General features: G+C 35.0%; 13 protein-coding genes. 8 read left to right on the forward strand and 5 right to left on the reverse strand.

Annotation, left to right across the window (positions count from 1 at the left end; translation table 11 throughout):
• Positions 1-96 precede the first annotated feature (96 nt).
• The 3 genes from def (at position 97) to mazG (ending at position 2,078) form a co-directional block, all read left to right on the forward strand.
• Positions 97-684, forward strand: a complete 588-nt coding sequence (gene def / locus SLW70_RS07285; protein WP_320891436.1) for a peptide deformylase — start codon at positions 97-99, stop codon at positions 682-684.
• Positions 685-746: 62 nt separating this feature from the next.
• Positions 747-1,223 carry a DUF5606 domain-containing protein gene (locus tag SLW70_RS07290; protein ID WP_320891437.1) on the forward strand — a complete coding sequence of 159 codons (477 nt, stop codon included), beginning with the start codon at positions 747-749 and terminating at the stop codon, positions 1,221-1,223.
• A gap of 81 nt (positions 1,224-1,304) precedes the next feature.
• Positions 1,305-2,078, forward strand: coding sequence for a nucleoside triphosphate pyrophosphohydrolase (gene mazG, locus SLW70_RS07295; protein ID WP_320891438.1), 774 nt, complete (start codon positions 1,305-1,307; stop codon positions 2,076-2,078).
• Positions 2,079-2,225: 147 nt separating this feature from the next.
• Here the strand turns inward: mazG and SLW70_RS07300 are convergent, their stop codons facing one another.
• On the reverse strand, positions 2,226-3,569 hold the full coding sequence (locus tag SLW70_RS07300) for a sulfatase-like hydrolase/transferase (protein WP_320891439.1): 1,344 nt from the start codon (positions 3,567-3,569) through the stop codon (positions 2,226-2,228).
• Positions 3,570-3,901: 332 nt separating this feature from the next.
• On the opposite strand from SLW70_RS07300, the gene SLW70_RS07305 reads away from it, so the two are divergent.
• On the forward strand, positions 3,902-4,723 hold the full coding sequence (locus SLW70_RS07305; protein ID WP_320891769.1) for an alpha/beta hydrolase: 822 nt from the start codon (positions 3,902-3,904) through the stop codon (positions 4,721-4,723).
• A gap of 225 nt (positions 4,724-4,948) precedes the next feature.
• On the opposite strand, the gene purU is transcribed toward SLW70_RS07305, so the two are convergent.
• Positions 4,949-5,803 carry a formyltetrahydrofolate deformylase gene (gene purU, locus SLW70_RS07310; RefSeq protein WP_320891441.1) on the reverse strand — a complete coding sequence of 285 codons (855 nt, stop codon included), beginning with the start codon at positions 5,801-5,803 and terminating at the stop codon, positions 4,949-4,951.
• Positions 5,804-5,853: 50 nt separating this feature from the next.
• Positions 5,854-6,561 (reverse strand): DUF4197 domain-containing protein, encoded by a 708-nt coding sequence (locus tag SLW70_RS07315; protein ID WP_320891442.1) that lies wholly within the window; start codon positions 6,559-6,561, stop codon positions 5,854-5,856.
• 351 nt (positions 6,562-6,912) lie between these two features.
• Between SLW70_RS07315 and SLW70_RS07320 the strand changes: the two genes are divergently transcribed.
• From SLW70_RS07320 to SLW70_RS07330, 3 genes are all read left to right on the forward strand, one after another.
• A complete protein-coding gene (locus SLW70_RS07320) occupies positions 6,913-8,133 on the forward strand; it encodes a 3-oxoacyl-[acyl-carrier-protein] synthase III C-terminal domain-containing protein (RefSeq protein WP_320891443.1) in 1,221 nt (406 codons plus the stop codon).
• 1,257 nt (positions 8,134-9,390) lie between these two features.
• On the forward strand, positions 9,391-15,231 hold the full coding sequence (locus SLW70_RS07325) for a hypothetical protein (protein ID WP_320891444.1): 5,841 nt from the start codon (positions 9,391-9,393) through the stop codon (positions 15,229-15,231).
• A 179-nt stretch (positions 15,232-15,410) separates the two neighbouring features.
• On the forward strand, positions 15,411-15,917 hold the full coding sequence (locus SLW70_RS07330) for a hypothetical protein (protein WP_320891445.1): 507 nt from the start codon (positions 15,411-15,413) through the stop codon (positions 15,915-15,917).
• A gap of 53 nt (positions 15,918-15,970) precedes the next feature.
• Here SLW70_RS07330 and SLW70_RS07335 read toward each other — a convergent pair whose 3' ends face one another.
• Both SLW70_RS07335 and SLW70_RS07340 read right to left on the reverse strand, forming a co-directional pair.
• Entirely contained in the window at positions 15,971-16,927 is a 957-nt protein-coding gene (locus SLW70_RS07335) for a TerC family protein (RefSeq protein ID WP_320891446.1), read from the reverse strand.
• A 328-nt stretch (positions 16,928-17,255) separates the two neighbouring features.
• A complete protein-coding gene (locus SLW70_RS07340) occupies positions 17,256-18,272 on the reverse strand; it encodes a glutamine synthetase beta-grasp domain-containing protein (RefSeq protein ID WP_320891447.1) in 1,017 nt (338 codons plus the stop codon).
• 446 nt (positions 18,273-18,718) lie between these two features.
• Between SLW70_RS07340 and SLW70_RS07345 the strand changes: the two genes are divergently transcribed.
• Entirely contained in the window at positions 18,719-20,908 is a 2,190-nt protein-coding gene (locus SLW70_RS07345) for a glutamine synthetase III (protein WP_320891448.1), read from the forward strand.
• Positions 20,909-20,919 lie beyond the last annotated feature (11 nt).

Below are 20,919 nucleotides of genomic sequence, written 5' to 3' on the forward strand. Positions count from 1 at the left end.
AATAGTCCTTGTCTATTTTTTTACTATTTTTGCCATCCATGCCGAATTTAGGTTGATTGAATTCATAGTGTGTGGAATAAAATTAAAAAAATAACAATGATTTTACCAATTATAGGTTACGGTGATCCAGTATTGAGAAAAGTAGGAGCAGCAATTACACCTGAATATCCTAATTTGAAGGAAACAATTGCGAATATGTACGAAACAATGTATAATGCATCTGGAGTAGGACTAGCAGCGCCACAGGTTGGATTGGCATTGCGATTGTTTGTAGTTGATACAACACCATTTAGTGATGATGAAGATCTTGATGCAGCTGAACAAAATAAAATGAAAGGCTTCAAAAGAACTTTTATCAATGCTAAAATGATCAAGGAAGATGGAGAAGAATGGGTTTTTAATGAAGGTTGTTTGAGTATTCCAGATGTTCGTGAAGATGTTTATCGCAATGAAAGAATCACTATTGAATATTGTGAAGAAGATTTTGTGGTAAAAACAGAAGTTTTTGACGGTTTGATTGCGAGAGTAATCCAACATGAATACGATCATATTGAAGGAATTTTGTTTACGGATAAAATATCATCTTTAAAAAAGCGTTTGATTCAGAAAAAACTAAAAAATATCTTAGAAGGAAAAACGTTCCAAGATTACAGAATGAAGTTTTTTGGTAAAAAAGGAAGGTAGATTTTTATTCTTTCGAGCATCGTAGTTAAAAAGAAATATTAAAATAAGTAAAAAATATAAAAATGAATTTAGAAAAAATATTATCTATTTCTGGGAAACCAGGTTTATATGTATTAAGAGTACAAACTCGTAGTGGTTTTGTAGCAGAGTCATTATCAGATGGAAAAAAAATAACAGTAAGCTTAAAAAGTAATGTGAGTTTGTTGTCAGAGATTTCTATTTACACTTATGATGGAGAAACACCATTAACTGAAATTATGACTCTAATTGCAGCAAAACATGAAAACGGACCTGCTATTTCTCATAAAGAAGATAATGCTACTTTGTTAGCTTATTTTAAAGAAATTTTGCCTACTTATGATGAAGATAGAGTATATGCTTCAGATGTAAAGAAAATTTTAAACTGGTACAATACGTTACAAGCAAAAGGATTGGTAGTTGCTGAAGCTCCTAAAGCAGAAGAAACAGCTGAGGCAGCTGTTGAAGCTGATGTGCCAGTGGCTGAAGCTCCAAAGAAAACTAAAAAAGTAAAAGAGTAAAATCTTATTCCTTTAGAAATAAATCCTGCAATCTTAAATTGAGATTGCAGGATTTCTTATTTTTACGCAAAACCTATTTTGATGAACACACGAGAAACCCAATTAAAAGCTTTTGATCGATTATTGACCATTATGGATGAATTGCGTGAGCAATGTCCTTGGGACAAAAAGCAAACTATGCAAAGCCTTCGGCATCTCACCATTGAAGAAACTTATGAACTAGGTGATGCTATCTTGGATAATGATTTGAATGAAGTCAAAAAAGAATTAGGTGACTTACTATTACATATTGTTTTCTATGCTAAAATAGGAAGTGAGACCAAGGATTTTGATATGGCTGATGTATGTAATGATATTTGTGAAAAGCTGATTCATCGTCATCCTCATATTTATAGTGATACAGTAGTGAAAGACGAAGAGGAAGTCAAACAGAATTGGGAAAAACTAAAACTCAAAGAAGGGAAAAAATCCGTTTTGGAAGGTGTACCAAGGAGTTTACCGGCCTTAGTAAAAGCGAGCCGAATTCAAGATAAAGTAAAAGGAGTAGGTTTTGATTGGGAGGAGCCACAACAGGTTTGGGAAAAAGTGCAAGAAGAGTTGGCTGAATTGCAAGTCGAAGTAGCTTCAGGTAATCAAGATAAAATGGAAGCCGAATTTGGTGACGTTTTGTTTTCCATGATCAATTACGCCCGCTTTTTGAATATCAACCCTGAGGATGCCTTAGAACGAACCAATAAAAAATTCATTAAGCGTTTTCAATACCTAGAAAGCAAAGCTGGCGAATTAGGGAAGCCACTAATGGATATGACTTTGGCTGAAATGGATGTTTTCTGGGAAGAAGCTAAGAGACTTTAAAACTAATGAAGTTACAATAAAACAAAACATTTTTTTTCCATTAAAATTAAGAAAAGTTAAGTCTTAACTTTTCTTAATTTCTTCTTTTTTAAATACCGTAAAGGTCTTTATTGGAATTTGGGATTTAAAAAATTTGGAATTTCTCTTTTATAAGTTCGTTTTCAAGAGCCTAAGCTGTGTGAGATTTTGTTGAGCTTCAGTATTTGAGGTGTTTGATATTAGATTGTTTTGCTCAAAAGGATCAGTGCTAAGTTTGAATAAATATTCCGTTCCGTTTTCTAAGTGAATGAGTTTGTAATTAGTATTTCTGATGGTATAGCCATCAGTAGAAGGGGAGGATTGGCCAAATTGCTCCGTATAAACATAGGTTCTTTTTGAAGCATTCGCATTGGAGAAAAGTGGAGAAATGCTAATTCCATCCATATAATTTCCGTTTCCAGCTCCTGCAATTTCAGCAAAAGTGGGAAATAAATCCTGTGCTTGTACTAAGGCAGTTTCAACTACATTTTTTCGCGTTACGTTTTTACCGCTAATAATCAAAGGTGTGTTAATTCCGCCTTGAAAAAGAGTACTTTTTGTACCATTAGCAGTGTAAGGAGCTTGGGCAACTTGTCCAGGTGTACCATTGTCTCCCATAATGACAAAAACGGTGTTTTCTTTTTGTGTTGGAGTAAGGGATGAGATTAAGCGACCAATTTCTTTATCCATTGCCTCAATAGCAGCTAAATAATAGGTGTAGCGGTTGGCATTTATAGTAGCCGTATTATCAGATAATGATTGATTCGAAATTAGATTCAAAGGTGGTCTATGAAAAGGAGTATGGGGCGCATTAAAAGCTAACCATAAAAAGAAAGGTTTGCTTTGTTGTTTTATCCAATTCACAGAACTGTCTACTAATTGCGTAGTGGCATAAGTTGTTACAGTTTGTTGTGTTCCATTTGTTGTTTGAGTCCAATTATAATAATCTTGGACAGCTCCAGTTAAAATTCCAGAGAAATAATTGATTCCAAAGCTTTCAGGGGCGGTCAAATTATTGTTGGCGCTTACATGCCATTTTCCCACCAAAGCAGTTGCATATTTATTAGCTGTTTTATCATTAATATATTTTTGGATAATTGTTTCAGTCGATTGTAAAGTAGCGGTAGGAGGTATTTGTACGCCTCCAAGTCCTGTTCTAAAGCTATATTTTCCTGTTAGTATTGACGCTCTTGTAGGTGTGCATACTGGATTAGTCCAGAAATTAATAAAGCTAATTCCATCCTTAGCCAAAGCATCAATATTTGGTGTGGTTGCTTTTGTTCCTGTAATTCCAGGGTAATTTCCAAAAACATCCCAACCCATATCATCAATCAAAATAAAAATAATATTAGGGGTAGTTGTAGGTGAGACTGTAATAGGTGTTGTGCCAGAATCGTTTTGGCTACTAGAACAAGAGGTCACGGATTGTGCTAAAAGCAAAGAAGTAATTATAAGAGGAAGTAAATATTTCATAATGCAGATAGTGTTTTTATATTGATTTATAGTGTCCTAATTTTATGATTTAGCTATAGAATAGCTACGAAAGTTAGCTTTTTTTAAGTTTAGAACTTATAAACTCCTTTTATAAGCTTTAAGAGGTTCAGATTTTCTTGAGCCTCAATAGATAAATGGTGTGGAATTAAATTGAATTTTTCATTTATATTTTTTATAAATTCCTTAATACGTTTTCTCTTTGACTAGTAGGTACTAAAATAGTTTAATTGCTTCGATTAAATAAAGAGGAAGTACGTTTCATATCATCAAATGAGGTTTTAAAAGTATATTTTTGCAAAAAAAAGAATCAATTGATAAACTATATTATTTACGAAAACAAGACCTCAGATGAATGGGTGACTTTTGTTCATGGTGCTGGAGGAAGTTCGTCTATTTGGTTCAAACAAATTAGAGATTTTAAAAAAGATTACAATCTATTGCTATTGGATCTTCGTGGTCATGGAGATTCAAAAAAGGGAAATGAATATGCTACGGAAAAACAATATACGTTTTCAGCCATAGCGAATGATATTCTGGAAGTATTGGACTTTCTTAAAATCGAAAAATCTCATTTTGTAGGGATTTCATTGGGTACTATATTGATTAGGCAACTAGCAGAAATGCACCCTCAACGTGTTCAGTGTATGATTTTGGGAGGTGCTATTTTAAAATTGAATCTGCGCTCTCAAATTTTAATGAAATTAGGGAATATGTTTAAATATGTTTTGCCATACTTAATACTTTACCGCTTTTTTGCTTTTGTGATTATGCCCAAAAAAAATCACAAACAAGCGCGTCTCATTTTTATAAATGAAGCTAAAAAATTATACCAAAAAGAATTTATAAAATGGTTCAAACTGACAGCAACGATTAATCCGCTGTTAAGAAGATTTCGACAAGAGGAACTAGATATTCCAGCCTTGTATGTGATGGGGGAAGAAGATTATATGTTTCTGCCTTATGTTATTCAGCAAGTAAAATTACATGCTAGAACGGCTAATCTAGTAGTAATAGCACACTCAGGTCATGTTGTAAATGTAGAGAAATCAACTATGTTTAATGAAGTGGTTCTCTCTTTTTTGAGTCATAAAAAAAATGCCGACATCCAGAGGACGTCGGCATCTATTAACTAACCAAAACCAAATAATAAATAACCAATTCATTACATTGCAAAGATGCTTCAGAAAAGTAAGTAATGTTGTTAAAATTTAGTTATTACTTTGTTGGATATAAGTTAACTTTTTTAACAGCAACTATTTTTCTGCGTTAAGTATTTGAAGTGTAGTTGTTTGTGGTTTTGTGAAATAAAAAATGCTAGCAAATTGCTAGCATCTTTTATTCTTATGTTTGATGAGGTATTAGTAAAAAACAACTGTTTTGTTACAGTAGATCATCATTTTTCTTTCAGAATGTAGTTTAATGGCTCTTGCTAGGACGATTCGTTCTAAATCTTTTCCTTTCATGATAAAATCCTCTACAGAATTAATATGCGATACGCGGCTGATGTCTTGGTCAATAATTGGACCTTCATCAAGTTCTTCAGTTACATAATGACTAGTGGCGCCTATAATTTTTACACCTCTCTTAAAAGCGGAATGATATGGTTTTGCCCCTGGAAATGCAGGTAAAAAGGAATGATGAATGTTGATGATTTTGTTTTCGTATAATGCAATCAAGCGAGGTGTGATGATTTGCATATAACGAGCAAGAACAATAAAATCAATATTATATTCTTTAAGTAATTCGATTTGTCTTTTTTCACCCTCTTCTTTAATGTCTTTGGTAAAAGGGACATGATAAAACGGAATATTGAATTGCTCTGCAATTGGTCTTAAATCTTCGTGATTACTGATGATTAAAGGTATTTCTACATGCAATTCGCCAGAGCTATAACGACCTAGGATATCATAGAGACAATGGGTGTATTTGGAAACAAATAATCCCATTTTAGGTTTTCTGTCTTTATTGTAAAACTCCCATGACATATTAAATTCGGTTGCAATGGTAGTTTTGAAATCTTCTTTTACAGAAATTAAATCGTAAGCAGGATTGGTAAGTTCACACTCTAGTCTCATAAAGAATACATTTTGTATGGTATCTACATGTTGATCTAGGTAAGTAATATTTCCTTCTACTTTTAGGATAAAATTAGTCACTGCAGCAATAATACCTTTTTGGTCTTTACAGTGAATAAGTAGGGTGAAATGTTGCATGTTTATCTTGTGTTAAAAATAAAAATTGAGCGGTTGAAATTTGATTTAAATTATTTTTTATCCTGCATAGCAAATACCTTTTGTAATAGTGTAGAGGTTCTTGCGCTTAAATTGGTTCTAATATCTTTTTCTTCTACGGCTATCATCTTGAATACACCACTCATTGCTTGATTGGTTACATAATCATTCAAATCAGGATTTACTTTACTAACCAGAGGTAAGCTGTTATATTTAGTGATAATATTTGACCATACTTTATCGGCACCTACTTTACTAAACGAATTTTTAACAACAGGGTTAAACTTAGCGTACAATGCAGTTGAAGTAGTGTTTTGTAAATAGGAAGTAGCTGAGTTTTCACTCCCCATCAAGATACCTCGTGCATCATTGAAGGACATGTTTTTTACAGCACTCACAAAAATAGGACTCGCTTCTTTAACGGCGTCCTCAGCAGCACGGTTAAGAGCTTTAATTCCTTCGTCAGCAAGAGAACTAAGACCAACTTTACGTAAACCCGAATCTACTTTCTGTAATTCAGCTGGAAGTAAGATTTTAACAGCGGCATTTTTATAAAATCCATCCGTAGCAGTCAATTTACTTACTTGTTTTGTGATTCCGTTGTTTAAGGCCTCTTTAAGACCACTTGCTATATCAATTGAGTTTACGCCTTGTGATTGTGGTAATTGAGCAATTACTTGATTCATTTCTGCACAGCTAAAAAAGGTAAATGCGATTATTATGGTAAAAATTTTTTTCATGTCATTTTCTATTTGTTAGTCCCAAAAATACTATTATTATTAAAAAAAAAGCCTATTCTCATTTAGTATTATAAAAATTATGTTTGATGGGATTTTTTTAATAAAAAAGCTTAAAATGGGTGTATTTGTAAGTTGTTGATATGTAGCGGTTTGTTGTTTTTGTGTGTTTCATGTTTTAGTGTGAGTTGGTGAAGTTTTAACTATTTGAAAATCAGAATAATATGATAAATCGAAGTTTTGTTAATACACTATAAATCAATGTTTTGTGATTTTATTTATTGATTTGTTTTAGTTTGTTTTTTATTTTGAAACTTTTGTCTTAAATTTAATAGACTTTTTAAGTTTTGTGTTATGAAAAAAGTGATACTTTCTAATTTTCATCCTATTCAAGTCGGGAAATTAATCGACCAGGCGAAGCTTAATCAGTATACTAAATTTCTATATTATCATTTTCAAAACTTACCCCAAATTGAAAAGGCGGAATCGGAGGAAATTACTAACGAAGCAGTTTCATTTGATTTTATTTCAGATCATGTAGATAAATATACAGTTTCCCGCGAAAATATTAATAGCAGACAATGCATCATATTCGAGGGAGTTGAGGATTTTATTGATACTATTTTTGATGTTAGTTCTCCATCTGAATATAGATTCCCAAAAGGTTTTGAGGTGATAGGTGGTCATTCTTTTGGTCCTAAAATTGAGATGCGGATGGGGTGGTTTAAGGAAAAAATGGGATTCGTTTTTGACCATTTTTACACCAAAAACACAACTAAACCTGAAAATTTAATTCATGTTACTTGTTCTGGATATTCCTCTCCTAGTGTGGCTCAAGAAGCTGTTATAGAAAGAAAATGGGATACAGTTCAAGTCACTCATTCCTATCATATGGGATGTTATGGAGCTTTTCCTGCTATTCGTACTGCTTATAGCTTAATTTGTGCGAGTGCTTATAATGGAAGAGCTGATGTGGTTCATACAGAATTATTATCAGTACACTTGAATTTGACAGAATTCTCACCTCCCAATACGATGATTTGCTCTCTTTTTGCAGATGGATTTATTGGCTATTCTCTTTATGAAGAAGAAGCTTTTTTTAATGACGATAAGATAATAGAGAAAAAAGGATTAAGAATTTTAGCGTTTCATGAGGTTATTATACCAGATTCATTAGAAGATATGTCTTGGGATTTGGGAGAATATAATTTTTTAATGACACTTTCTAAACGTGTTCCTGTTTTTATCCGTAAAAATATTAAAGCATTTTTAACCACTCTTTGTGAGAAGGGAAATGTAAGTCTTGAAAATCAAAAAGAAGAAATGCATTTTGCCATTCATCCTGGTGGTCCTAAAATTATTGATTATGTAGTTGGAGAGTTAGGACTGGAAAATGAACAAGCGCATTGGTCTTACGAGGTGTTGAGGATTCATGGGAATATGTCATCAGCCACTATACCTCATATTTTAGATAAAATTATAGAGGATCCTAATATCGAATCGGGTAAAAAAATAGTAGCAATGGCGTTTGGACCTGGACTTACTGCAACAGGCTTATTGCTAGAGAAATTATGATTTTATCAAAGAACCGATGGTCTCATATATAGTTACATTTTGACAAGTTCAAAGGGACTTGATAAAATTAACTCTAAATTAATCTCTTTCTAAGTGGTGTCTTAATCAAACTTTTTTCAAATAGAATAATCCAAATTTTTCTGTATTGCCTATTAGTGTAATTATTAAATTATTCAGCACTAATTTTTTTGGTAATATATAATGATGTTAACTTTGTCAGGATGAACTTATCGAAGTCCTTTTCAGATAAACTTTTTATTGGATCTGATTTCTGGCTATTTTTATTACAAAAAAGATTCTTTTATTTTCCTTATTTAGAGCCTATAATCCGTGGCTCTTTTTTTATTTGATACCTTATTCTTTTTTAGATATTCAAATTTAATTTTTTTTTTGTAGAATAATTTTAGCTTATTTTTTGTGCTAATTATTTATCATAAATTTTTGTTAATATTTATGCTTAGAATTTCTGTTGCTGCTTTTTTCAAGAAATAATTCTATTTTTTTTCTAATTATTACTTTGATGATTTTTTATTAAAAATGTAAATTATTATTATCCAAAATCTTATTATAAATGAGATTAATATCATTTTATATTTTGTTAATTAACATAAAATTATGATTAGTTTTTAATTGATAGTTTTATTCTTAATAAATTGATTATCAGTAATTTAACCAACTTTTTTGTAGTTTTTTTTTATTTTCATAAGATATGACTTACTCGTTTCTTCTCCTTGTCGACATTAGTGGTATTTAATCTTGTTTGTATGTCTTTTTTTTTTCATTTATGGTATTCTACTTAACTTTGAATCAATGGGTTAAGGATTTGTTGTTTACTTAGGATCCTTATTTTCGAGCCATTTGGTCAATATATGCATACGCCACGAACTGCATATTCAATTTATAAAAATTGTTAGTAATAAAAACTACAATTATGAAAACATTTTTTTAAATTTTATTTTATACTATACATTTTTAGATTGACTGAAAACTTCAAATATTTTTTTTGAAGATTGTTTGTTTACAGGTTTTCTTCCCCAAGTTTGAAAACTATGGTTGTAATCTACCCAATTTATTTTCTTTTTATTTCGTAGCCATTTTATTAAATGGCGTATATACAATTTATATATAGTGTTATTCTATTTAATGAATAACTGTTTTTTACAGACGGATAACTTCATTTTGTAATGAAGGGGACATGGTCCAAATCTTATAATTACCTACAAAAAATATTACTTATGACATAAAAATACTTTTATTATGAAAAAAAATATTTTTTCTAAGAAAAAAAAGGTGAAAGAATACTGTTTCACCTGTTCATGGCTGACAGGTCTATTGAGTTTTTTAGGGACGAGTACGTTTACTAAAAAGCTCATTTTTTATACCATGTTGTCCTTATTCCTATTTAGTCAGAATATAACCCAAGCGCAACTCGTAGGGAGCTCTTCGGTTCAGGCTAACTTCGGAATTGATGCAGATGTGTATTCCGATCTGTTGCAATTTCCTAATATTGCAACTCCCCCGATTCTTCTGGGTAGTGCAGTAGCTACTGATGACTGGTTTCAAACGAGTTATCCAGGCCCTGGGTTTGGAGTGATAGATCAGGCAACGCCGCCAGCCAATCCGGCTTCAGACGTAATACCAACTACAGAGAATACAGCTTTTGTGCGTAGACAAGCAATTTTTGCTCCGTCTGCTCCTTTTCCATTTCCTGTTGTACCTAGTGGAATTCCACCTAATGCTGGACCCTACCTCTGGTTGGATGCCGTATATGGTAGAGATACTTATACAAAAGGAGGTGGTGGAGAAAAATCCTATTTTGCAGGTGGGTCAGATAAAAATGCTGCTAATCCTACTACCTGGAGTATTGGAACCTCTGGTAGTGTTCCTGCGAAAGATGATATAATCGATGTGTATGCTCATTTAAGAGGGGCAGGGCCTAAAGCACCTACAATGCAAGACCCAAGACCTTTTACTACATTATATGCGTATGCCGCTGCTTCTTTAGTGGTAACCAATGGGAACAAACATATCGATTTTGAATTTTTTCGTACTGCTTTAGAAACACCAGCAGACTTAACAAATCCGTTGAAAGTAGGGCCTGATGGAGGTCGTACTGCATTTACTTTTTATCCTAGCACTACAGCTACGCATAATATAGGAGAAGTCGATGTTCCAGGAACGATAATTATTTCGATAGATTATACCAATGGAGGTAATATTCCACAAGTTAGAATCAGAGTATGGATGGATGAAGCAGTGTATAATGCTTATGATAATACCAATCCATTTCGTCCTTTTACAGTTGATAGAACTGTAGCATTCGAAAAAGGAGAGGGTTCTGGTACTTTTGGTTATGCAGCCATTCTGGAAAATGTTGGTAGTACAGATATTTGGGGTAGAGTTAATATCAATGCTAGTACGCAAGGGCCGCCTTGGGGAACTTTTGAAGGGTCTGGACCTAGTCTTGTAGGTGACTATCAACCGTTGCAATTTGTTGAAATTGGGATCAATCTTACTGCCTTCGGATTGGATAAACGTGGAGATCAATCCCCATGTTCTAATATATTAGGTAGTTTGTTAGTAAAAACCAGAAGTAGTGGTGGTGGACCTGATAATACCGCTTTCGGTAGTGAGCTGAAAGATTTTGCCGGTCCTTTCTTATTTGGAAATACAGGAACTCCGCCAGTGGTAACCCTTACACCTAAAGCTGCTTGTGCTGGTGCTGCTGTTAACCTAACTACAGGAGCAACTACAACAGGTGGTGCCATTGAATATTTCACTGATGCAGATCATACTAATAAAATTAATAATCCAACAACATATGTGCCAGGGCTAACTCATATTTATGCTCGTTCTGAGAGCTTATCAAATCCAGGATGTTACGGATATGCTGAGTTTGATATCACTGTGAATGCCATAAATCCAGGAGTAATAGCGGGTAATCAAACACTTTGTAGCCCGTTTGATCCTGCAGCCTTTACTAGTACAACTGCAGCTACTGGTGGTGGTACAATCAGCTATCAATGGCAAAGTAGTACGACAAGTGCAGTTGCTGGATTCAGTAATATAGGAGGAGCAACTTCCGCTACTTATGACGCACCAGCAGTTGCTGCTGTGACTTGGTTCCGCAGAGTTGCCACTTCAACCCTAAACGGTGTTGCTTGTCCTGACAACAGTAATGTATTGATGGTTACTCCAAATGCCATAAATCCAGGAGTAATAGCGGGTAATCAAACACTTTGTAGTCCGTTTGATCCTGCAGCCTTTACTAGTACAACTTCAGCTACTGGTGGTGGTACAATCAGCTACCAATGGCAAAGTAGTACGACAAGTGCAGTTGCTGGATTCAGTAATATAGGAGGAGCTACTTCCGCTGCTTATGATGCGCCAGCAGTTGCTGCCGTGACTTGGTTCCGCAGAGTTGCCACTTCAACCCTAAACGGTGTTGCTTGTCCTGACAACAGTAATGTATTGATGGTTACTCCAAATGCCATAAATCCAGGAGTAATAGCGGGTAATCAAACACTTTGTAGTCCGTTTGATCCTGCAGCCTTTACTAGTACAACTTCAGCTACTGGTGGTGGTACAATCAGCTACCAATGGCAAAGTAGTACGACAAGTGCAGTTGCTGGATTCAGTAATATAGGAGGAGCTACTTCTGCTACTTATGATGCGCCAGCAGTTGCTGCTGTGACTTGGTTCCGCAGAGTTGCCACTTCAACCCTAAACGGTGTTGCTTGTCCTGACAACAGTAATGTATTGGTAGTTACTCCAAATGCTATAAATCCAGGAGTAGTTGCAGGTAATCAGACTTTATGTGTTCCTGGAGATCCTGCAGCCTTTACAAGTACTACTGCAGCTACTGGAGGAGGAACAATCACTTATCAATGGCAAATTAGTACTACAAATTGTGATACAGGGTTCTCAAATATCGAAGGAGCTACTTCGGCTACTTATGATGCGCCTACAGTAACTGGAGCTACTTATTTCCGAAGAGTAGCGACATCAACACTCAATGGAGTAACCTGTTCTGCAAATAGTAATTGTTTGACAATAACTCCAGAAGAGATACATCCAGGTGAAATCGCAGGTAGTCAAACACTTTGTAGTCCGTTTGATCCTGTAGCATTTACCAGTGTTACACCAGGTTCTAATAGTGGTACGATTACGTATCAATGGCAAATGAGTACCACAAATTGTGATACTGGATTTAGTAATATCGTGGGTGCTACCTCAGCTACTTATGATGCACCAGTAGTAGCAGTAACAACTTACTACCGCAGAGTGGCTACCACAACACTTAATAATACTCAATGTTCGGCAAACAGTAATTGCTTGACTGTTACTCCAAATGCCATAAATCCAGGAGTAATAGCGGGTAATCAAACACTTTGTAGTCCGTTTGATCCTGCAGCCTTTACTAGTACAACTTCAGCTACTGGTGGTGGTACAATCAGCTATCAATGGCAAAGTAGTACGACAAGTGCAGTTGCTGGATTCAGTAATATAGGAGGAGCTACTTCGGCTACTTATGACGCACCAGCAGTTGCTGCTGTGACTTGGTTCCGCAGAGTTGCCACTTCAACCCTAAACGGTGTTGCTTGTCCTGACAACAGTAATGTATTGATGGTTACTCCAAATGCCATAAATCCAGGAGTAATAGCGGGTAATCAAACACTTTGTAGTCCGTTTGATCCTGCAGCCTTTACTAGTACAACTTCAGCTACTGGTGGTGGTACAATCAGCTACCAATGGCAAAGCAGTACGACAAGTGCAGTTGCTGGATTTAGCAATATAGGAGGAGCTACTTCTGCTACTTATGACGCACCAGCAGTTGCTGCTGTGACTTGGTTCCGCAGAGTTGCTACTTCAACCCTAAACGGTGTTGCTTGTCCTGACAACAGTAATGTATTGATGGTTACTCCAAATGCCATAAATCCAGGAGTAATAGCGGGTAATCAAACACTTTGTAGTCCGTTTGATCCTGCAGCCTTTACTAGTACAACTGCAGCTACTGGTGGTGGTACAATCAGCTACCAATGGCAAAGTAGTACGACAAGTGCAGTTGCTGGATTCAGTAATATAGGAGGAGCTACTTCGGCTACTTATGACGCACCAGCTGTTGCTGCTGTGACTTGGTTCCGCAGAGTTGCTACTTCAACCCTAAACGGTGTTGCTTGTCCTGACAACAGTAATGTATTGATGGTTACTCCAAATGCAATAAATCCAGGAGTAATAGCGGGTAATCAAACACTTTGTAGTCCGTTTGATCCTGCAGCCTTTACTAGTACAACTGCAGCTACTGGTGGTGGAACAATCAGCTATCAATGGCAAAGTAGTACGACAAGTGCAGTTGCTGGATTTAGTAATATAGGAGGAGCTACTTCCGCTACTTATGACGCACCAGCAGTTGCTGCTGTGACTTGGTTCCGCAGAGTTGCCACTTCAACCCTAAACGGTGTTGCTTGTCCTGACAACAGTAATGTATTGATGGTTACTCCAAATGCCATAAATCCAGGAGTAATAGCAGGTAATCAAACACTTTGTAGTCCGTTTGATCCTGCAGCCTTTACTAGTACAACTTCAGCTACTGGTGGTGGTACAATCAGCTATCAATGGCAAAGTAGTACGACAAGTGCAGTTGCTGGATTTAGCAATATAGGAGGAGCTACTTCCGCTACTTATGACGCACCAGCAGTTGCTGCTGTGACTTGGTTCCGCAGAGTTGCCACTTCAACCCTAAACGGTGTTGCTTGTCCTGACAATAGTAATGTATTAGTGGTTACTCCAAATGTTGTTACTCCAGGAGCTATAGCTGGTAGTCAGACATTATGTATACCAGCTGATCCCGCAGCCTTTACTAGCTCAGTAGCAGGAACTGGAGCAGGAACAGTTACTTACCAATGGCAAATGAGTACTACAAATTGTGATACAGGGTTCTCAGATATCGGAGGAGCGACTTCGGCTACTTATGATGCACCTGTAGTAGATGTAACAACTTATTTCCGTAGAGTTACTATATCAACGTTAAACAATGTAATATGTTCTGCAAACAGTAATTGTTTGACTGTAACACCAGAAATTTGTTCAGCGGCGCTATGTACTTATACACAAGGATATTATGGAAATGTAGGAGGTATGTCTTGTGCTCCTGACCTACAAGGTGAGTTCAAACAATACACAACCAAAGAGCTTATTGCTAAAGCTTTAGCTTCTTATGGTGGTGCCATGTATGTTGGTATAAAAGATGTGAGACATGTGTCTATTATGAATAATGATACAGACATAGCTGCACTGATTGATGTTATGCCAGGTGGAGGAGGTAGTAGCGTTCTACCTGCAAATCCTAATGGAGGTTTGTTTTCTATTAATAGTTTACCTGCAACTTTATTGAAAAAAGGTAATATCAATAATACTTTATTAGCACAAACCATTGCTTTAGGTCTTAACATAGGTATAAACGGTGCACTAGGTGACTTTGAATTAAAAGCAGGTACAATTGCTATAGCAACTCCAGATGGAGGTTGTGGTTCAGATGTCCCTAAAGCGCGTACTTGTAACCCGGATGGTACTGTTAATAATGAATACAAACGTTATACTATCTCAGCTAAAGTTGTAGATGCATTGACAACCAAATCAGTTCAAGGATTGTATGCATTAGCGAATCAAGCTTTGGGAGGTGGAAGTACTAACGGATTGTCACTTTCTGAAATAGCAAGTACTGTTGATTTAATCAATAATGCTTTTGACGAATGTAGAATCTTCGTTGGTTATGATGTTCCTCCAATGGAATGTCCTGTTTTAACTGATACTAGTTTAACCTTAAGAACTTCTGATGCAGCTGCATTTACAGCTTATCCAGTTCCGTTCAAAGATCAATTGACTATTAAATATGAATTTGATTATGTATCTAGCGTAAAAATTGAAGTATTCAATGCGCAAGGTGTATTAGTTCATACAGTTATAGATCCTAAAGGTTATTTGAACAAAGAGATTACTATTACTCTTAATACAAATTCTGAGCAAGAGGAAGTGTTCATTGTTCAAATTACTACAGACAGAGGAACATCTATCAAAAAAGTAATGTCCTCGAACTAATTTAAAAAGTAACCTTAAAATTAAAGCATCCGTAATCGCGGGTGCTTTTTTTATGTGTCTAATTTTTAGGGATTTGTGTTGATTGTTCTGAGTGATATGTCAAGTTAATAAGGCTTGAAATAAACTTTGGCACAATTAATGGATATAGGCTAAACAAATAACTTTAAAAAAAGAAAGCCATGAAAAAGATAATTACCCTTTTAGCTGTTGTAGGTTTGTTAAGCTTGCAAAGTTGTACCGTAAATGATAATACTCCTGTCGATTATGTTGATCATGATACTATCAGTGAAGTGTTTGAAGTGACTACATCCTTCAATTCGACCAATAATTATAGTAAAATAATAAATCTTAATCCGGCTATCTTTGCTTCGGATGTAGTTCTTGTGTATCGATTAAGTGGAGTTTATAATGGAAGTGATTTATGGAAATTAATGCCTGAGACTTTTTACTTTGATAACGGCACTTTGGATTTTGGATATCGATTTGATTTCTCAAGATATGATATTAATGTGTATATGGTGGGTAATAATTTACAATCTGTTTCAACCGCATTCAGAAATAATCAGGTCTTAAGAGTAGTGATTGTTCCAGGTAGTTTTTCTAAATCAATTAATTTAAATAACTATAATGAAGTTATTGCTGCGCTAAATGTCAAAGAGAAAGATATACAAAAAATAGACTTTTAGTAGGTTGAAAATTTGAATAAAAAAAAGAGAGTCAATATGCTCTCTTTTTTTTACTACTTATTTTTTTCTGCTTTTTTATTAGTTCTCAAGGAGACAATTATTCCGACAAAAAGTGATAATGCGATAAATCCCAAAGAAGCCCATTCGGGTATTTTAACGAAGTCGTGTATTAGCATTTTGATTCCAACAAAACTTAAAATAGCAATTAAACTATATTCGAGATAACTGAATTTTTCCAGCATATTGGCTAAAAAGAAATACATTGAACGCAATCCTAAGATGGCAAAAATATTGGAGCTAAAGACTAAAAAAGGATCAGATGTGATGGCTAAAATGGCAGGGACACTATCTAAAGCAAAGATGATATCCATTACTTCAATAACGATAAGTGCTACGAATAAAGGAGTGGCTGCTTTGATATGTCTTCTTTTTACAAAAAAATGTTCCCCATCAATTTGAGTAGTGATAGGAGTAAGTTTTCGGAGGTAACGATATACAAATGATTTCTTGGGGTTGAATTGTTCTTCTTCTTCCTTGGAGAAAAGCATTTTTACTGCGGTGTACACTAGAAAAGCACCGAAGAGATAGGTTGTCCAAGTGAATTTATTAATGATGAGAACCCCAAAATAAATCATAATACCTCTAAAGAAGATGGCGCCAATAATTCCCCAAAACAAAACACGGTGTTGGTATTTTTTAGGAATTTTAAAAGCCGAGAAAATTATGGCTATAACAAAAATATTATCGACACTTAAAGAGAGTTCTATCAGGTAGCCCGTTATGTATTTCATCGAGGCTACTGTAGGGGATAGGTTATCAGGATTTGAAACGTAATTGTTTTGGTAAAGCCAATAGATAACTCCTGAAAAAATAAAAGATAACGAGACCCAAATAGCAGTCCATTTTCCTGCTTCTTTAGAGCTTATTTCGTGAGGAGTTTTGTTGAAAATCCCTAAATCAAGTGCTAAGAAAACTAAGATGGCACTAATAAAACAAATCCAAACAATCATATTATTATATTTTAGAAATTCAAAGATACTTTTTTGATTGGGTAACTTAAATTATTTTAATACTTAATTAAAGTTTTAACACAGAGTACTCGAATTGATGCAGATAAGAAATAGGTAAGCATGAATTGCAATGGTTTTACGAATTAGTAAAGTATTCAAATTAGTGAACTAATTTTATTTGTCTCAGGCAGATTCGTGAAATTTAAAATAATCTGTTATAATGTAAATTGGTAAAATTCGTTTCTAACGTATTGTAGATGTCAATAGTTAGGGGATAAAAAAAAGTGCCTCCAATAATGAAGGCACTTTCGTTTTATAAGAATAAGAATTACAAAGCAGAATTAACTGTTTTGATGATTCTTGCAGCGATTTTGTATGGATCACCGTTAGATGCTGGTCTTCTGTCTTCCAACCATCCTTTCCATCCTTTTTGAACAGTCATCAAAGGAATACGGATAGAACATCCTCTGTCAGAAACTCCGTAAGAGAAATCGTTGATAGAAGCAGTTTCGTGCTTACCAGTTAAACGTTGGTCGTTGTAAGCTCCGTAAACAGCAATGTGCTCTTTAGTAACAGGACGGAAAGCTTCACATATTTTCTCGTAAGTTTCTTTAGAACCACATGTTCTTAATACTTCGTTAGAGAAGTTAGCATGCATACCAGAACCATTCCAGTCAGTATCTCCTAGTGGTTTTGGGTGGTATTCAATATAGTAACCATATTTTTCAGTCAAACGGTCTAATAAATATCTAGCAACCCAGATTTCATCTCCCGCTTTTTTAGCTCCTTTAGCAAATAATTGGAATTCCCATTGTCCGCAAGCAACCTCTTGGTTGATTCCTTCAAAGTTTAATCCAGCAGCGATACATAAGTCAGCATGCTCTTCAACTAATTTTCTACCGTGAGTGTTTTTTCCACCTACTGAGCAGTAGTACATACCTTGTGGTGCAGGGTATCCTCCAACAGGGAAACCTAATGGTAATAAAGTTTTAGTATCCATGATGAAATATTCTTGTTCGAAACCAAACCAGAAATCATCATTGTCATCATCAATTGTTGCTCTACCGTTAGAAGGGTGTGCAGTTCCGTCAGCATTCATAACCTCACACATTACTAAGTATCCGTTGATGCGCTCTGGATCTGGATAAATAGCAACTGGTACTAAAAGACAATCAGATGAACCACCTTCAGCTTGTTTAGTAGATGAACCGTCGAAAGACCAGTTTCCAATCTCTTCTAATGTCCCTTTAAAGTTTTCGTGCTCTTCAACTTTTGTTTTACTTCTAAGATTTTGAGTTGGTTCGTAACCATCTAACCAAAGGTACTCTAATTTTATTTTAGCCATAATGTTGTAAATTTATTTAATGATTTTAACGGTGCAAATATAGAAGTTTTTTTTTATAGCCGAAAATTGGGGGGTATTTTTTATGGAATAGGGTGTTATTTTTTAGATTACTACAATTTTTTGGGGGGATATTTTAGAATTAATCATTCTGAGGGGGTCTAATGAATGATATTGTAATTTTTTAAGAGTGGTGATATTTAGTAATCAGGTGTAATAGTGTTAATTAATATTTAAAAAATCGTCGGTATAAAATAAACGTGGTTGATGGATGTTAATTAATATAGTTGATTTTTTTGGTTTCTCAGTAAGCTAATAACGGAGTTGAGTATTGGAATTCTTTATGAAAAGGAACTCTTAAATTAAAAATTCTGTTGATTGAATTATATCGAACAACTTATAGTTGTTATATTTGTAAAAACTAAAAAATCATCTAGAAATTTAAATATATGTCAACAATACGTTTTCAAGCTTTGAGAGAAGCTTCCACTAGGAAACCAGTTCATTTTGAGGAATCTGGGAGAAAATCAACCATTTTTGGTTCGAATGTTTTTAATCAAAAAGCGATGAAACAGTTTCTCACTTCGGATGCGTATAAGGCGGTTCAAAGTGCGATTCAACACGGAACAAAAATTGATAGGAAATTAGCAGATTATATTGCTATGGGAATGAAAGAATGGGCGTTAGCTAAAGGAGTAACCCATTATACACATTGGTTTCAGCCATTAACAGGAGCAACAGCTGAAAAACATGATGCTTTTTTTGAGACGTCGTTTGATGGGACTGAAACGGTAGAGAAATTCGGGGGAGCCCAATTAGTACAACAAGAACCTGATGCATCTAGTTTTCCAAATGGAGGAATCCGAAATACTTTCGAAGCAAGAGGATATACGGCCTGGGATCCTACTTCTCCAGCTTTTATTTTTGGAACGACACTTTGTATACCAACAGTGTTTATCTCTTATACTGGGGAAGCATTGGATAATAAAATTCCGTTATTAAGAGCATTGTCTGCTATTGATGAAGCGGCTACTGAAGTTTGTAAATATTTTGATAAAAATGTAAAAAAGGTAACCGCTACTTTGGGGTGGGAACAAGAATATTTCTTGATTGATAAGGCGTTGGCAGAATCTCGTCCTGATATCATGATGACGGGAAGAACCCTGTTAGGTCATACATCGGCCAAAGGGCAACAGTTGGATGATCACTATTTTGGTGCGATTCCAACACGTGCATTGACATATATGCGCGATTTGGAACAAGAGTGTATGTTGCTTGGAATTCCAGTTAAAACACGTCATAACGAGGTAGCTCCTAATCAGTTTGAGTTTGCACCAATTTTTGAAGAAACTAATTTAGCAGTAGACCACAACTGTTTATTGATGGATGTGATGCAGAAAGTGGCTGAACGTCATCATTTCAAAGTTCTGTTGCATGAAAAACCATTCAAGGGTGTGAACGGTTCAGGGAAGCACAACAACTGGTCATTGGCTACAGATACAGGGATTAATTTATTGAGTCCTAGTAAAACACCGATGACGAATTTACAATTCCTAACTTTCTTTATTAATACTATTAAAGCGGTTAACGATTACGAAGCTTTATTGCGTTCTTCGATTGCTACAGCGAGTAATGATCATCGTTTGGGAGCTAATGAGGCGCCACCAGCAATTATTTCAGTATTCATTGGAGAGCAATTAACTAAGGTTTTAGATGAATTGAAAGAAGTGACAACTGGGAAATTATCTCCAGAAGAAAAAACCGACTTAAAACTGAATGTTGTTGGAAAAATTCCCGAAGTAATTTTGGATAACACCGATAGAAATAGAACTTCTCCTTTTGCTTTTACAGGTAATAAATTTGAATTCCGTGCGGTAGGTTCTTCGGCAAATTGTTCGAATGCAATGACAACTTTGAATACCATTGTCGCTAAACAATTAAAAGATTTCAAAAATGAAGTTGATGCTTTGATTGAAAATAAAACCATGAAAAAAGATGATGCCATCTTTAATGTTTTGCGTGAGTATATCAAAAAATCCAAAAAAATCCTTTTTGAAGGAGATGGTTATAGTGAAGCTTGGGAAAAAGAAGCGGCTAAAAGAGGTTTGAGTAATTTTAAAACGACCCCAGATGCTCTGAAAGCTAAAATTTCTAAACAAGCATTGGATTTGTTCTCCGAAATGGGGATTATGAATCATATTGAAGTCGAAGCGCGTTACGAAATTGAATTGGAGGAATATGCTAAGAAAATTCAAATTGAAGGGCGTGTATTGGGTGATATTGCGACCAATCATGTAATTCCAACAGCCATTCGTTACCAAAATACTTTAATAGAAAACGTCAAAGGATTGAAAGATATTTTTGGCTCTGATTTTGAAACCATTGCCAAAGAGCAAATTCGATTAATTAAAAGTATTTCGAAACATATTGAAGGAATCAATTCAAAAGTAGTCGAAATGACTAACGAAAGAAAAAAAGCCAATGTTATGGAGGATGCACAAAAAATGGCCGAAGCTTATTGTAATAAGGTAAAACCATATTTTGAAATCATCAGAGAGCACTGCGATAAATTGGAGCTTTTGGTTGATAATGAATTATGGACCTTGACAAAATACAGAGAATTGTTGCTTACTAAATAATTTTAAAATGA

Source organism: Flavobacterium sp. NG2, assembly GCF_034119845.1.
Classification (GTDB): Bacteria; Bacteroidota; Bacteroidia; order Flavobacteriales; family Flavobacteriaceae; genus Flavobacterium.

What these genes read in the sequence shown, in the direction of transcription:
- SLW70_RS07290 (WP_320891437.1), top strand. Translation starts at nt 747, where the DNA reads ATGAATTTAGAAAAAATATTATCTATTTCTGGGAAACCAGGTTTATAT.
- SLW70_RS07330 (WP_320891445.1), top strand. Translation starts at nt 15,411, where the DNA reads ATGAAAAAGATAATTACCCTTTTAGCTGTTGTAGGTTTGTTAAGCTTG.
- SLW70_RS07340 (WP_320891447.1), bottom strand. Translation starts at nt 18,272, where the DNA reads ATGGCTAAAATAAAATTAGAGTACCTTTGGTTAGATGGTTACGAACCA.
- SLW70_RS07320 (WP_320891443.1), top strand. Translation starts at nt 6,913, where the DNA reads ATGAAAAAAGTGATACTTTCTAATTTTCATCCTATTCAAGTCGGGAAA.
- SLW70_RS07335 (WP_320891446.1), bottom strand. Translation starts at nt 16,927, where the DNA reads ATGATTGTTTGGATTTGTTTTATTAGTGCCATCTTAGTTTTCTTAGCA.
- SLW70_RS07325 (WP_320891444.1), top strand. Translation starts at nt 9,391, where the DNA reads ATGAAAAAAAATATTTTTTCTAAGAAAAAAAAGGTGAAAGAATACTGT.
- purU (WP_320891441.1), bottom strand. Translation starts at nt 5,803, where the DNA reads ATGCAACATTTCACCCTACTTATTCACTGTAAAGACCAAAAAGGTATT.
- mazG (WP_320891438.1), top strand. Translation starts at nt 1,305, where the DNA reads ATGAACACACGAGAAACCCAATTAAAAGCTTTTGATCGATTATTGACC.
- def (WP_320891436.1), top strand. Translation starts at nt 97, where the DNA reads ATGATTTTACCAATTATAGGTTACGGTGATCCAGTATTGAGAAAAGTA.
- SLW70_RS07345 (WP_320891448.1), top strand. Translation starts at nt 18,719, where the DNA reads ATGTCAACAATACGTTTTCAAGCTTTGAGAGAAGCTTCCACTAGGAAA.
- SLW70_RS07315 (WP_320891442.1), bottom strand. Translation starts at nt 6,561, where the DNA reads ATGAAAAAAATTTTTACCATAATAATCGCATTTACCTTTTTTAGCTGT.
- SLW70_RS07300 (WP_320891439.1), bottom strand. Translation starts at nt 3,569, where the DNA reads ATGAAATATTTACTTCCTCTTATAATTACTTCTTTGCTTTTAGCACAA.